This window comes from Mesorhizobium hawassense (assembly GCF_003289945.1).
GTDB classification, from domain to species: domain Bacteria; phylum Pseudomonadota; class Alphaproteobacteria; order Rhizobiales; family Rhizobiaceae; genus Mesorhizobium; species Mesorhizobium hawassense.
Map to the genome: position 1 here is coordinate 1 of NZ_QMBP01000006.1, position 12,832 is coordinate 12,832.

The following is a 12,832-nucleotide window of genomic DNA, read 5'->3' on the forward strand; positions in this document are numbered from 1 at the left end:
AGGTCCGCTGCCGTTGCCCGGCCGTGGTCAAGCGGCGCCCGCGGCCGGTCGTGCAGACCCTGCGGGCCGAACTCGCGATAGCGTTCCAGCCATTTGTAGCCGGTCTTGCGCGAGATCTCGAAGGCCGCGCACAACTGCGTCATCGTCTCCTCGCCAGATAGGCATTCCACAACAAAACGAAGCCGCTCATCCATGAGCCCTGTCTCTCGCCAAACCATCGCCGGTCCTCCCGGCGGGCGAGAAAACTGTCACCCATCTAATCGGTCCATTCTGTTACCTATCTATCCGGTTCGGACAGCTCGACACCTCTCCCCCGATCGACGGGGGAGAGGAACCGGTGAGCTCGCCAGCCCTGGCTCCCTTCCTCTCCCTCCGGAGGGGGGAGAGGTGGCGCTGCGAAGCAGCGACGGAGTGGGGGAAGGCGCTGCTCAAAAGCGAAGCCGCCTCAAGACATGCACAATCCGACAGAAAACCCAGGCAAGCAGTCATCAGGCGGCAGAATATTTTTGCCGCCGCTTGACATGCAACCAAATGGTTGCATATTAAAGCCATGAGCATGGACGCTGCCTTTCGCGCTTTGGCCGACCCCACCCGCCGGCTGTTGCTGGACAGTCTCCATGCCCGCAACGGGCAGACGCTGAACGCGCTCTGCGAGCATATGGAGATGACGCGGCAGGCGGTGACCAAGCATCTGGCGATCCTCGAAGAGGCGAACCTCGTCACCACCATCCGCCGGGGCCGGGAGAAGGCGCATTACCTCAACCCGGTTCCGATCAACGAGATCGCCGAGCGCTGGATCGGCAAGTTCGAGCGCCATCGGCTGAATGCATTGAGCGACCTGAAGCAACGCCTTGAAAGGGAAGAGCCGTGAGCGAGAACAGCTTCGTCTATGTCACCTATATCCGCACAACGCCCGAGAAGCTTTGGCAGGCGCTGACCGATCCGGAATTCAACCGGCAGTTCTTCCTTTGCTCCTATCAGGAGAGCGACTGGAAGGTCGGCTCGACCTGGAAGCTGATTTTTCCTGACGGCCGCGTCGCCGACTCCGGCGAAATCCTGGAGATCGACCCGCCCAAGCGCCTGGTGATCAAATGGCGCAACGAATGGCTGCCCGAGGTGAAGGAGGACGGCTACACGCGTTGCACCTTCACCATCGAGCCGGACGGCGAATTGATGAAGCTCGCCGTCACCCACGAGGCCGACGGCCCGCACAGCCTGATCCCGAACGTCGCCAAGGGCTGGCCGCTGGTGCTGGCGAGCCTCAAGAGCCTGCTCGAGACCGGCAAGGGCTTCGAGCGCCCGCCATCAAAGGGCTAACCTTCTTCGTTTCGGGCACGAAACAATTACCGGTAAAGGTGAATTTGATGCTTCACTTTTCCTTACCGCAAGCCATGGCGAATGCCGAGACGGTCATGGCCTCGGCCGACCTTCCTGCTTCGCCGGACGAGGTCATGGCGGCGCTCGTCACCAAGCAGGTTGAGCGTTGGTGGGGCTCGATGGGGACCTACCGCATGACCGGCTGGTCTGCGGACCTGCGCATTGGCGGAGGCTGGAGCGTCACGGTGCGGACCGCCGAGGGCGAGCGCCTGCCCGCCGGCGGGAAATTCCTCGAAATCGAGATGCCGCGCCGGATCGTGCAGACGAGGCGCTACGACTGGGACCACCCGACGCTGGGTCGCCGCGAAACCACGGTCGCCTATCTGCTGGAGCCGATCGACGGCGGCACCCGGCTCACCATCTGCCATGGCGGATTTGCCGGTTTCCCGGACGCGGCGGCCGAACACGCCGAGGGCTGGGCGAGGGTGCTCGGGTGGCTGCAGCGGTATTTGGAAGCGAGCCTGGCAAAAACGTGAAGCGGTTCGGCGCTTCCGTGAAACGCTGCGGCGCTCGAGACGAGCGTCGCTCGATCGAGCTCACCTGGAAACCAGGCGATCCTGGGTTCCGCCGAGATAGGTGTTCCAGATGTGATCCGACAGCAGGCGTCGGTAGTCCGGGCTTTTCGCGCCCGAGCGGTAGGACGCACCGCCGACATGGAAGAGGACCTCGTCATACAGTTCGTAGTCGGCGATCGTCCCCTCGACGCTCACCGCGACGCGATTTTTCCGGGCCATCTCGAATTCCGCGACGGGATGCTTCGAATACAGCACCGGCCAGTTGCCGCCACCGGTATCCATTCCAATGTCGAGCCGATTCCTGAAATCGAGCTTCGCATGCTCGACAGCGGCGAAATTGTAGAAGCAGAGGCCGGCCCAGTAATACCAGCCTGGCTCGTCTTCCGCTGCCTTATAGAGGTAGCTGGACCTGGCACGCAGCGGCATCCCATAGCCGATCTTGCTGCCGACGCGCCCAGCGATATCGATCGGTCCGATCGGAAAGCAATCGTGATCGATGAACCCGAACATGTCGGGCTTGAGGTGCTTGACGATGTTGTGGAAGACCCAGGTCTGGGAGACGCCATGCGATCTGGAAGGATTCGCCTCGAAATTCCGGGGCAGTCCGAAATACGCGACCCCGCGCCGCGCGCAGATTGCCTCGATCGAGGTTCGCGCGTCCTGCTTCGACGAATTGTCGATCACCACAAGCCTCGTCCCGGTAGGGAAGACCTGCCAGGCCTTGGTGAGCACGTCGATGATCCACGGCGTGTTGAACGCGATGGCGAAACAATAATTTCGCTCGGGCTTTCCGCTCAGGCCGCTGGCGAATGCACGGCCTTTTGACACCGCGCTCGCCAGGAACTGGCGGTACAGGATCTGGTGACGGAGGCCCAGAAGCGATCGGCCCGCCGTCGTGCGCCGAAAAGTCTCGACAGCCTTTTTGAGCAATGCTTCCCCCGGGGCGTCCGATAGGTTCTAACTAGCATGATGCGGCAAGCAGGAAGCAACGGCTTTCCTCGGCTGGGACCGGTCCTGCCGATCAAATCACGTTCAGCTCCCGGAACGCCCGCCCCTCCGCCACACGGCTGTAGCCAAACGCCGTGCAGTCGATGGTCCGATAGCCGCCATGCATGACGAGTTCTGCGATCGACTTGCCGACCGCCGGCGCCTGCTGCAGGCCGTGGCCGGAAAAGCCGTTGGCGAAGAGGAAATTCCCGACTTCCGGATGCGGCCCGATCACCGCGTTCTGGTCGAGCGTGTTGTAATCGTAATGTCCGACCCAGGCGCGTGTCGGCTTGATCGCCTCGAAGGCCGGGATGCGGGTGGCTAGAGTCGGCCAGATCACCTCTTCGAACAGCGGCCAGTTGACGTCGAAATCCTTCGGGTCGGGCGCATGATCGCCTTCTTCCGGCTCGGCGCCGCCGGTGAGATAGACAGAGCCTTCCGGCCGCACATAGATGCCAGACGGATCGACAAGCAACGGCATATCGGCATATTTCTCGCGCGCCTCGAAGACGAAGACGTTGCGCTTGCGCGGCTCGACCGGCAGCGCGAGCCCGGCAAAAGCCGCGACCTTGCCGGCGTTCGGGCCGGCGGCATTGACGACGATGCCGGCCTCGAGCGTCTCGCCATTGTCGAGCGTCACACCGGTGACGCGATTGCCGTCGCGCACGATGCCGGTGGCGGAAGCCGCGGTGAAATCGATCTTCTTGTCGCGCAGCGCCTTGCGGAACAGCGTCAGCAGTGCATGCGCGTCGAACCAGCCCTCGCCGCTGCGGCCAAAGGCGCCGGCGGAAACATCTTCGACCGACAGCCATGGGAAGCGGCGCGCCAGCTGGTCGGCATCCTCGAGCAGGATATCGGCGCCCTCGGCGACCTGCGTCTCGTGATTGGCCTTCAGGATCGGCAGCCCGACCTCGCCGGCAAGGATCAGGTAGCCGCCCTCGCGAAAGCCGATATCGGCGTCGGCGCCGAAGGTTTCCTTCAGCCGCCGGAACAGTTTCAGCGTGAACTGCGACAGGCGGATGTTTTCAGGGATCGAGAATTGCTGGCGGATCGAAGCCAGCGACAAGGTCGTCGCCGCATGGGAGAATTGCGGATCGCGCTCGATCAGCGCGATCGAGCCAGTAAAGCCTTCCTCGCGCAGATAGTAGGCGACCGAGGACCCGACTATGGCCCCGCCGATGATGACGATGTCGTAGCGCATTTTTTCTCCGATCCAGAGCAATTCCAGGAAAAGTGTGTAGCGGTTACGCTCGACGACTTCGTCGTAGCGGCCCGTCCGGAATCGCGTAGAAAGCCGCCTGCGTCTTCACGCAACCGGCAAGTCGATCTCGAAGCGCGTGCCGCGCTCGGAGTCAACCAGCCTGATCGTGCCATCATGCGCTTTCAGGAGGGCCAGCACGATGCCGAGCCCCATGCCGGTGCCGCCAGTCTCGCGCCGCGTGGTGAAGAACGGCTCGAAGATCCTGGCGCGGTTGGCGGCCGAGATACCGTCGCCATCGTCGCCGATCTGGACGAACACGCGCTCGCCGGCGACCGAGGCATGGATCGCCACCTGTCGGGCGCCATGTCTTGCCGAATTGTCGATCAGGTTGGCGAGCACGATCCCCAGATTCTCGGCCGAGATGCCGAGCCTGATATCGCCGCCGCCCTCGATGCGCGTCTCCAGCCTCGTGTCGATCGGCAGCAGCGCTAGCGCACTGCTGAGCGTCGTGTTTTCGCCGCTCGGCGCCAGGTTTTCGGCGCGCGCCAGGTCGAGCAGCCGGCGCACCAAGAGATTGAGCCGCCCGGCGTCGGTGACGATGTTGTTGGAGAAGCGCTTGCGCTCGGCCTCGTCCATCGCGCCGCCGGAATCGCGCAGCAGTTCCGCCGCGCCCTGGATCGCCGTCAGAGGCGATTTCAGCTCATGCGAGACATGGGTGGCGAAGGTCTGGATGCTGTCGGAGCGCGCCTGCAGCTTGGTCGCCATGTCGAGAAAGGCCGTCGACAGCGCCGCCATCTCGCGCGTGCCGTGGTGGTCGAGCGGCCGGATCGCGTCGCGGTCGCCGGCGGCGATGCGTTTGGTGCGCTCGATCAGCGCATAGATCGGCCGGCTGACGGTGCGGATGAACACCAGTGCGATGAGCAGCGTGCCGCCGAGTATGGCGATCGCCGCCAACGTCACCTTGCCGCGCTCGCCATAAAGATGCTTGACGATGTTGTTGGGCGTTCGCGACAGATAGACGACGCCGGCGACCCGGCCATCGACCTCGACCGGCATGGCGACGAAGACGCGCACCTTGGTGCCGCGGCTCACCGAATAGAGCGGCGGCGGCGGCTGGTCGGGGATGCGCAGCCTGAGTTCGCTGGCATAGGCGCCGGAGAGCGCGGTCCGCACCTCCTCGATTGCTCCGAGCGACTGGCCCACCTCGTCGCCGCCGGCAATCACCACGCCGCGCGGATCGAGCAGCCGGAAGCCGGCAAGCGTCGTTTTCTGCGTTTCGTCCAGAATGCCGTCGAGCCGCGCGCCTATTGCCGCGAAGGTGGGATCGGCGGTGGCGGCAAGCGCCGCCGGCCGCGACGGCATGACATCGTCATAGGCAAGATCGAGGCGCGGCTCGATCGGGTCGTAGGGATAGTTGTTGTCCCGCGTCGGATCGGCCGAGACCGGCGCGCCGAGCTTTTCCGGGGCAATGCCGGCCGCGCGAACCTCGCTGGCATAGATGGCGGCGACGACCGCGCCTTGCGCGATGAGCTCGCCCTCCGTCTGGCGGATCAGCTGGTTCTCATAGAGCCGGAAGAAGAACAACCCGACCAGCGGCAGCGCCATGACCACGATCAGGATGGCGATGACGACGGTGGCGAGCCGCGGCCGCCACCTTTCCTTGCTCAACCACCGCATCGGCCGAGCCGGAAGCCGACGCCATGCACCGTCGCGATCACATCCGCGCAGCCAACCGCCGCCAGCTTGGCCCGCACGTTGCGGATGTGGCTGTCGACGGTGCGTTCCGAGACATGGATGTTGGAGGCATAGGCATTGGCCATCACCGCGTCGCGGCCGAGCACATGCTGCGGGCGGGCGAGAAAGCCTTTGAGGATCGCGAACTCGATCGCCGTCAAGGTGAGCGGCTTGCCGTCGAAGCTCGCCGCATGGCTTGCCGGGACGAGCATGAGCTTGCCATGCGCGAACGCCGGGTCGTCCGCTTCTTCCTCCACCGGCGCCGGACGCGCGCGGCGCAGGATGACGTTGACGCGGGCGACCAGCTCGCGCGGGCTGAACGGCTTGGTCACATAGTCGTCGCCGCCCATCTCCAGCCCGAGGATACGATCGATCTCTTCGTCGCGCGCCGACAAAAACAGCACCGGCACATCGGATTTTTGCCTGAGCCGCCGGCAGACCTCGAGCCCGTCCATCTCCGGCATGCCGATGTCGAGCACGATGAGGTCGGGCGCGCGGCGCTCGACCGCCTGCAGCGCCGCGGCGCCGTCGGCCACCGCGGCCGTCTTCATGCCGGCCTTTTCCAGCGCGAAGCAGATGATCTCGCGGATATGCGGGTCGTCGTCGGCGACGAGGATGTTGTGCGGCATGGAATCAGCGGCCCGGCGATTGGGATTGCGAATTGTCAGGAACCACGAACGGCACTTGCCTGTCGAGATAGCGAAGAAGCCGCCAGTCGCGAAAGCTCCAGGCCCGCCAGCTTTCCTGTGCGGCGAGGTAGCGGACTTTGTCCGATTTCTCCACGGCAACAAGTGCGCGATAGCCAGGCTCGTCGGCCGCTGTCGTTTTGCTCTGATGCTCGATAAGGCGAGCGAATGCCGGCATGGCTGCGGGACCGAGCGAATGCAAATAGGCGAAATCGAGGGGAACGCCTTGACCCGTCATTTCCAGGGAATGGTCGACATTGAAATTGGCGATCGTGGCGGCGAAGTTGACGAAGCAGCAGACATAAAGCGTCGCCGAAAGCGTCAGAAGATTGGCGGAGAGCAGCCATTCGCCGGATTTGGCCAGCGCGATGCGGGCGACGATGAGCGCCAGCCCGGCCGCCACCAGCCCCATCCAGATGAAGGCGGCGACGCGCAGATAGGTCAGCGCATACATCCCCACGTAAAGGTCGAGCCGCAAGATGGAGGAGATGACCAGCACGATGCTCTGCGCCACCCAGAGATAGACCAGCCGGCGGATCAGCGGATCGCGGGACGTTTCGCTGCCCGAGCGCAGCGCCACCAGCACGAAACCGGCGGCAAGCAGCGCGGTGGCGACCAGTGGATAGGCGCCGCGATGCGCGTAGGCGGCGTAGGTCAGCCCGTTGGGAAGCGCGACGCCGCCCCAGAGATAGGTGGCGTCGAGCGCGCTCTGCACCGAAAACAGCGCGTTGAAGACGATCAGCGCGCGAAGAATCGCCGCCTTGCCGAAGAGGACGTCCTCGGCGGATATCCTCGCTGGTCGCGCCACGGGCGCGGCCGGCACGACGCGCCTCAAGCGGGGAGCGAAGCGCGGCAGGCGTGGTCGCAGGAAGGCCCAGACGCCGGCCAGCACGACCAGCCAGAAGATCAGCCGGGGCAGCTCGATCTTGTCGAGCAGCGCATAGAGATCGATCAGTGACAGCCAGTGCTCGATGATCGGGTTGGCGGCGCCGAACAGCGCCAGGAAGGCGAGGCCGAGCGTCAGCGGCATGACCCAGACGGCGATTGCCGCCAGCCGGAGCCGGGGTCGTCCCAGTTGGCGCGCCACCTTGCGCCAGCGAAAGAAGTCGCGGGCGAAACGGAAGGGTGCAGCCAGCAGGAACAGGCCAAGCTGGCGCGCGATACGAGCGGGCCTCGTCCGCAGCCGGCCGGCCAGCGACAACGCGAAGATCGCCAGCGCGGCAATTGCGACCAGCACCGAGAGCGGGCTGACATTTTCGACGAGCGGCAGCAACGCGGCGAACAGCGCCGCCGGCTTCAGCCACACCCTGGCATCGTTCAGCCCGGTCGGATGGATGGCGACGACGGCGGCCGCGAGCACGATGGCGAAGATGAAGGCGCTGATGCCGGCCGGCTGGCCATAGAAAAGAAAATCGGCCAGCGCCACCAAAAGGATACCGGCGCCGACGCGGCGGCAATGGCTCGGGACGAGCGATGCCTTCATCGCCGGCGCCGTCATGGTCGTCGTCGTCATCGCCGTGCCTTCCTGGCTGCTGTCGTCTTGCCGCCGCGTGCCGGCCGCGATCTGAAGGCAATCACCGTCGCCGTGACCCGCCGTCCTTGCGGCTCGACGAGCCACCAGCCTTCGGTGCGGAGCCGGCGCGGCAGGGGCCAGCGGGATGTGTGACGTGTTCGCATGCCGCTTTTTCGCCGGCGGGCGCGGTAAGCGCGCGGCGGAATCCCGGAGCTTTTCAGCAAGGCTTTGCAGTTTTCGTGCAGACCAGCTCTCCTTGAGACGGGACAATCGCATAGGGCGCTCCCCCTCTCCGTCTCGGCTTCGCCGAGCCACCTCTCCCCCACCTCTGGCGGGGGCGAGGATCCCAAGCTTGCAAAGGCCGCGCCGTCCGGCGGTTAGCGTTTCCTCGCCCCCACAAAGTGGGGGAGAGGTGGCTCGGCGCACAGCGCCGAGACGGAGAGGGGGCTGGCGCTGCCATATGCGATTGTCCCGCCCCCCGAGGGGCTCCGCCTTGCCTCACCCGCCATCACCCGGCATAGATCGGCCATGACCGTCGACACCTACCGCCCGCGCCGCTCGGTGCTCTACATCCCGGCCTCCAACGACAAGGCGCTCGCCAAGCTCGCCTCGCTTGCCTGCGACGCGGTCATCATCGACCTCGAGGACGGCGTCCTGCCCGCCGACAAGGCCGCGGCGCGCGACAAGATTGCCGGCATCCTCGCCGGCCCCCAAAGGCGCTGCGAGATGGTGGTGCGCATCAATCCGCTCGCCAGCGAATGGGGCGCCGACGATCTCGTGGCCGTGGCCAGGGCCGAGCCCGACGGCATCCTTCTGCCCAAGATCGGTACGCCGCGCGACATCCTCGAAGCCGGCGACCTGCTCGACGACAATTTCGCGCCGGACAGCGTGAGACTATGGGCGATGGTCGAGACGCCCAAGGCGCTGCTCAACATCGGCGCGATCGCCGAGCTCGGCCGCGACCCGGCTTCGCGGCTGGCTTGTTTCGTTGCCGGAACGAACGACCTGGTGAAGAGCACCGGCGTTCTGGCGACGCCTGACCGGCGCTATCTGATGCCCTGGCTGCTGCAGCTCGTGCTCGCCGCGCGCGCCGGCGGCCTCGACGTCATCGACGGCGTCGCCAATGATTTTCGCGACCTCGACGCCCTGGCGCGCGAATGCGCCGAAGCGGCGGCCGTGGGCTTCGACGGCAAGTCGCTGATCCATCCCGCCCAGATCGAGGCGGCGAACCACGCTTTTTCGCCGTCGCCCGAGGCGCTGGCCAGGGCCGGCGCGATCAGGGACGCGTTCGCGCGGCCCGAAAACGCCGGCAGGGGCGTCATTGCGATGGATGGCCGCATGGTCGAGCGGCTGCATCTGGCGGAAGCGGAGAAACTTCTGGCGAAGGCCGCGATCATCGGCGCATGATGCGCCGGGCGCGAAACACGATTTTCAGAACCGGGAGCGGCTTTCCCGCCCCACGACAGGATAGGCTCCATGAAACTCTACCGCTTCCTCACCGGCCCTGACGACGCCACCTTCTGCCACAAGGTAACGGCGGCGCTGAACAAGGGCTGGCACCTGTTCGGCTCGCCGACTTACGGCTTTGACCAGGCAAGCAATGCGATGCGCTGCGGCCAGGCCGTGGTGAAGGACGTCGAAGGCCAGGAATACACAGCCGACACCAAGCTCAGCGACTGGTAATGGCTTAAGCGCTCAACTCGCCGCCGTCTGCTGCTCGGCCGCCTCCTCGATCCGCTCCATGTCGTCGTCCGACAGGCCGAAATGGTGGCCGATCTCGTGGATCAGCACATGGGTGACGATGTCGCCCAGCGTCTCTTCGTTCTCGGCCCAATAGTCGAGGATGGCGCGGCGGTAGAGCGTGATGCGGTTCGGACCCTCGCCGGTCTGCGGGTTCCAGCGCTCGGCGATGCCGCGCCCCTCGAACAGGCCGAGCAGGTCGAAGGGCGTCTCCAGCGACAGGTCGTCCATGATCTCGTCGGTCGGGAAATCGGCGATCTGGATGATGATCTCGCCGGTGAGCTTGCGGAACTCTTCCGGCAGATGGGCATAGGTCTCCAGCGCGAGAAGCTCCATCTCGTCCATCGACGGCGAGAGCTGGTCGTGCCAGGTGCGTGTCTTGTAGATACGGGCCATGAAATGTCCTTTGATCCCGGCATATAGGCTTTCGCGCCGACAGAGGCAAATGAGCCGGCAATTCCTGGTTTCGAATCCTTTGTGAATCGGCTATGGCTCGGTTCCGGTCATGATTCAGGAGTTTCTCATGCCGGACCTTTCCACCCTCGGACTTTTCGCCATCGCCTGCCTCGCGCTGACCGCCACGCCGGGGCCGGACATGTTGTTGATCGCCTCGCGCAGCGCCAGCCAGGGGCGCGCCTCGGGCCTCGCGACCTATGCCGGCATTGCCGCCGGCACCTATTGCCATGCGCTGGCCGCCGCCTTCGGCCTGTCGCAGTTGTTCCTGGCGGCGCCGATCGCTTACGACGTCGTGCGCTATGCCGGCGCCGCCTACCTCGCTTATCTCGCCTGGAAGGCATTCCGTTCCGACGGGGCGCCGCTCGCGCCGGCCACTGGCCTGCCGCGCTATTCGCGCGTACGCATCTTCCGGCAGGGCCTGCTGACCAATCTGCTCAACCCGAAGATGGCGCTGTTCGTGCTGGCGCTGTTCCCGCAATTCGTGCATCCCGAAACGGGATCCGTGGCGGGCCAGATCCTGGTGCTGGCGACCGTCCTCAATTTGATCGGGCTGCTGGTCAATGGGCTGGTAATCCTGACCGCGAGCCGCTTCGGCGCCGCTCTGTCGCGGCGCACGCGGTTTCGGCGCGCGCCGCAAATCCTGCTCGGAACCGTCTTCGCCGGACTGGCGGCACGGCTGGCCTTCGTCGGCCAGCGTTGAAACCAGGGCGAATCCTTAAGGAATCGATTCCGTTCCCATTGCGATGTATGCAATCGGGAATTGGAATGGGTGGGGCGTCATGGCTCTTGCATGTGGGACGGTTTGTCAGCCGGAGGAAGTTAGGCGCGTGGTGCGCTATTTCCCTTCATCGACAAAGCCGGCGCTGGTTGGCACAGATGCGGGCAACGGCTACCTCAAAGGGGCACAAAGCCCAGCTGGCGCTACGGCCCTTATTTCGGAACTTGTCGCGGCAGAGCTTGGCACGCAGATGTGCCTCGACATCCCGCCATTTGCTGTGGTGTGGGCGATTGAGATCGATATCCCAATGCTCGATCATCATGGCCACATTCTTCCGCCAGCCTTTTTCTCAAAGCACATCGAAGGCGTTCCGAGCGACGGGACCGATGAGTTTGTGAAGCGACTAGACGATCCAAACGACCTTGCCCGACTGATCGTCTTTGATACCTGGATCAGGAATGGCGACCGATGTTTCCCTACGGAGGCAGAAGGCGTCTATAACCTCAATCGGGACAATCTGCTCTTCGAGACGCTTGGCGATAGGCTCTACCGGTTAGCGCCCATAGATCACTCCCACTGCATCGTGGATGTCCAGTTCGATACAGCCGAGTTGAGGGACCAAGCCCTGATCCGCGACGAAAATGTCTATGGCTTTTTCCCGGAATTTCGGCCCTATATAAGTGCGGGCGCAGTCGCAGAAGCAGTGCAGGCGATGCTGTCCATCAACCGCGCAGCCTTAGACGAAATTGTTAATTCGGTCCCGCCAGAATGGGGACTCGGAGCGCAAGAACGACTCGACCTAGCAAGTTTTTTTGAGCAGAGGGCCGATTTCCTTGCTCAATCGTTACCGATGAAACTCGTTGAACAACCAATGCTACGGAACATGCCATGAGCGACCGACAGGGCTTCTATTCCGTTATCCAATACTCGCCGGCTCCCGACCGGTTCGAGTTCGTCAACATTGGCGTCGTCGTCTTTGCGCCGACAGGCGAAGTGCGCGTGAAGGTCGAGCCGGATATAAAACGCATCGAAAAGGTGTTCGGTCCTCAGGACAAACAGCATCTCCGTATGCTCCGGGACTCTATCCAGAATCGGATAAAGGCTGATTTCCCGTCGCGCTGGGATCGCCATTCGGTCGAGAGATTTATCGATCTGCGTTCGGGCATGGTGCAAATGTCGAGGCCTTTGCCCTTCTTGGTCAAGAACGCAGAGCAGGACTTGGCGGCTCTGTTCGAGGAGATGGTCAAACAGTCCCCGAAGCACTTGCGTAGTACCAGAGCTGCGTCGGTGCTTCGTAGGCGCTTAAATCAAGCAGGCGTCCTGAATCTGATCGACGAGCGTCCGCAGGCGGTCCAACTCCCGCAGTCCGTCGAGGTGAAAGCGCCTTTTGCCTACCAGAACGGAGCTTACAACTATATCGATCCGGTGCGGCTGGAGGGTGAAACGAACGAGGCTTTCAAGGAGGCTGCCAGCCGCGCTGTGAAAGGGCAGTGGCTGGAGGACGCCTCGTCGTCAAAAAAGAAGCTGATAGTCGTTGGCGATCTTTCCGCGCAGCCACAGAGCTTTGCTGGGGCTATTCACGACCTCATGCTCGGGCATCATGTCTCGTTCTTCGATATGGACAACCTTGATCCATTAATCGCAGACATCAAGAAGGCGGCCGAGGATCACGGCGGCCCAAAAGCTTATTGATAGCGAGTCGAAAGACGCTCCACTCTCATGAGCTTCAGGTTCCCGACCGGTGGGTTTAAACCGCCCGGATTGCTGCTGACTAAGTGATTTTGCCTTGGGGCGGTGTTGGGACGCTCGTCAGTCATTATGAGGAATAAATTCCTTGTGACTCCGCTTGACTCTTCCGGGTGCCTCTGGAATCTATAGGAACATAACAGGAACAACTGCTGCCGG

Annotated in this window: 15 protein-coding genes; 8 read left to right on the top strand and 7 right to left on the bottom strand. The window is 63.7% G+C overall.

Annotation, left to right across the window (positions count from 1 at the left end; all coding sequences use genetic code 11):
- Positions 1 to 218: helix-turn-helix domain-containing protein (locus DPM33_RS14105; protein WP_146770247.1), on the bottom strand; the 218-nt coding region annotated here is incomplete at its 3' end.
- A gap of 338 nt (positions 219 to 556) precedes the next feature.
- Between DPM33_RS14105 and DPM33_RS14110 the strand changes: the two genes are divergently transcribed.
- The 3 genes from DPM33_RS14110 (at position 557) to DPM33_RS14120 (ending at position 1,853) form a co-directional block, all read left to right on the top strand.
- Positions 557 to 871: an ArsR/SmtB family transcription factor gene (locus DPM33_RS14110; RefSeq protein ID WP_208648411.1), complete on the top strand. Its 315-nt coding sequence runs from the start codon at positions 557 to 559 to the stop codon at positions 869 to 871.
- Entirely contained in the window at positions 868 to 1,317 is a 450-nt protein-coding gene (locus DPM33_RS14115; protein WP_112098062.1) for an SRPBCC family protein, read from the top strand. The genes DPM33_RS14110 and DPM33_RS14115 overlap by 4 nt, the downstream gene beginning before the upstream one ends.
- A 74-nt stretch (positions 1,318 to 1,391) precedes the next feature.
- Entirely contained in the window at positions 1,392 to 1,853 is a 462-nt protein-coding gene (locus DPM33_RS14120) for an SRPBCC family protein (RefSeq protein WP_245442150.1), read from the top strand.
- Positions 1,854 to 1,913: 60 nt separating this feature from the next.
- On the opposite strand, the gene DPM33_RS14125 is transcribed toward DPM33_RS14120, so the two are convergent.
- The 5 genes from DPM33_RS14125 to DPM33_RS14145 form a co-directional block, all read right to left on the bottom strand.
- Positions 1,914 to 2,822: a hypothetical protein gene (locus DPM33_RS14125; RefSeq protein ID WP_112098064.1), complete on the bottom strand. Its 909-nt coding sequence runs from the start codon at positions 2,820 to 2,822 to the stop codon at positions 1,914 to 1,916.
- Positions 2,823 to 2,913: 91 nt separating this feature from the next.
- On the bottom strand, positions 2,914 to 4,080 hold the full coding sequence (locus DPM33_RS14130) for an NAD(P)/FAD-dependent oxidoreductase (protein WP_112098065.1): 1,167 nt from the start codon (positions 4,078 to 4,080) through the stop codon (positions 2,914 to 2,916).
- 105 nt (positions 4,081 to 4,185) lie between these two features.
- The gene (locus DPM33_RS14135) at positions 4,186 to 5,685 is read right to left on the bottom strand and encodes a sensor histidine kinase (RefSeq protein WP_425373517.1); all 1,500 of its coding nucleotides are present in this window, start codon (positions 5,683 to 5,685) and stop codon (positions 4,186 to 4,188) included.
- Positions 5,686 to 5,744: 59 nt separating this feature from the next.
- Positions 5,745 to 6,443, bottom strand: coding sequence for a response regulator transcription factor (locus DPM33_RS14140; protein ID WP_112098067.1), 699 nt, complete (start codon positions 6,441 to 6,443; stop codon positions 5,745 to 5,747).
- A gap of 4 nt (positions 6,444 to 6,447) precedes the next feature.
- Complete coding sequence (locus DPM33_RS14145) at positions 6,448 to 7,983, bottom strand: DUF4153 domain-containing protein (RefSeq protein ID WP_112098346.1); 1,536 nt, start codon at positions 7,981 to 7,983, stop codon at positions 6,448 to 6,450.
- Positions 7,984 to 8,541: 558 nt separating this feature from the next.
- Between DPM33_RS14145 and DPM33_RS14150 the strand changes: the two genes are divergently transcribed.
- A complete protein-coding gene (locus DPM33_RS14150; RefSeq protein WP_112098068.1) occupies positions 8,542 to 9,420 on the top strand; it encodes an HpcH/HpaI aldolase/citrate lyase family protein in 879 nt (292 codons plus the stop codon).
- A gap of 69 nt (positions 9,421 to 9,489) precedes the next feature.
- The gene (locus DPM33_RS14155; protein ID WP_112098069.1) at positions 9,490 to 9,696 is read left to right on the top strand and encodes a DUF1737 domain-containing protein; all 207 of its coding nucleotides are present in this window, start codon (positions 9,490 to 9,492) and stop codon (positions 9,694 to 9,696) included.
- A 12-nt stretch (positions 9,697 to 9,708) separates the two neighbouring features.
- Here DPM33_RS14155 and DPM33_RS14160 read toward each other — a convergent pair whose 3' ends face one another.
- Positions 9,709 to 10,149 (bottom strand): metallopeptidase family protein, encoded by a 441-nt coding sequence (locus tag DPM33_RS14160; RefSeq protein WP_112098070.1) that lies wholly within the window; start codon positions 10,147 to 10,149, stop codon positions 9,709 to 9,711.
- Positions 10,150 to 10,276: 127 nt separating this feature from the next.
- On the opposite strand from DPM33_RS14160, the gene DPM33_RS14165 reads away from it, so the two are divergent.
- The 3 genes from DPM33_RS14165 (at position 10,277) to DPM33_RS14175 (ending at position 12,619) form a co-directional block, all read left to right on the top strand.
- Positions 10,277 to 10,909: a LysE family translocator gene (locus DPM33_RS14165; protein ID WP_112098347.1), complete on the top strand. Its 633-nt coding sequence runs from the start codon at positions 10,277 to 10,279 to the stop codon at positions 10,907 to 10,909.
- Positions 10,910 to 11,036: 127 nt separating this feature from the next.
- A complete protein-coding gene (locus DPM33_RS14170; RefSeq protein ID WP_146770248.1) occupies positions 11,037 to 11,819 on the top strand; it encodes a HipA family kinase in 783 nt (260 codons plus the stop codon).
- Positions 11,816 to 12,619: a DUF3037 domain-containing protein gene (locus DPM33_RS14175; protein ID WP_112098072.1), complete on the top strand. Its 804-nt coding sequence runs from the start codon at positions 11,816 to 11,818 to the stop codon at positions 12,617 to 12,619. Before DPM33_RS14170 ends, DPM33_RS14175 begins: the two co-directional genes overlap by 4 nt.
- Positions 12,620 to 12,832: the final 213 nt, after the last annotated feature.

What these genes read in the sequence shown, in the direction of transcription:
- DPM33_RS14140 (WP_112098067.1), bottom strand. Translation starts at nt 6,443, where the DNA reads ATGCCGCACAACATCCTCGTCGCCGACGACGACCCGCATATCCGCGAG.
- DPM33_RS14135 (WP_425373517.1), bottom strand. Translation starts at nt 5,685, where the DNA reads ATGGCGCTGCCGCTGGTCGGGTTGTTCTTCTTCCGGCTCTATGAGAAC.
- DPM33_RS14150 (WP_112098068.1), top strand. Translation starts at nt 8,542, where the DNA reads ATGACCGTCGACACCTACCGCCCGCGCCGCTCGGTGCTCTACATCCCG.
- DPM33_RS14160 (WP_112098070.1), bottom strand. Translation starts at nt 10,149, where the DNA reads ATGGCCCGTATCTACAAGACACGCACCTGGCACGACCAGCTCTCGCCG.
- DPM33_RS14145 (WP_112098346.1), bottom strand. Translation starts at nt 7,983, where the DNA reads ATGAAGGCATCGCTCGTCCCGAGCCATTGCCGCCGCGTCGGCGCCGGT.
- DPM33_RS14175 (WP_112098072.1), top strand. Translation starts at nt 11,816, where the DNA reads ATGAGCGACCGACAGGGCTTCTATTCCGTTATCCAATACTCGCCGGCT.
- DPM33_RS14130 (WP_112098065.1), bottom strand. Translation starts at nt 4,080, where the DNA reads ATGCGCTACGACATCGTCATCATCGGCGGGGCCATAGTCGGGTCCTCG.
- DPM33_RS14120 (WP_245442150.1), top strand. Translation starts at nt 1,392, where the DNA reads ATGGCGAATGCCGAGACGGTCATGGCCTCGGCCGACCTTCCTGCTTCG.
- DPM33_RS14165 (WP_112098347.1), top strand. Translation starts at nt 10,277, where the DNA reads ATGCCGGACCTTTCCACCCTCGGACTTTTCGCCATCGCCTGCCTCGCG.
- DPM33_RS14155 (WP_112098069.1), top strand. Translation starts at nt 9,490, where the DNA reads ATGAAACTCTACCGCTTCCTCACCGGCCCTGACGACGCCACCTTCTGC.
- DPM33_RS14110 (WP_208648411.1), top strand. Translation starts at nt 557, where the DNA reads ATGGACGCTGCCTTTCGCGCTTTGGCCGACCCCACCCGCCGGCTGTTG.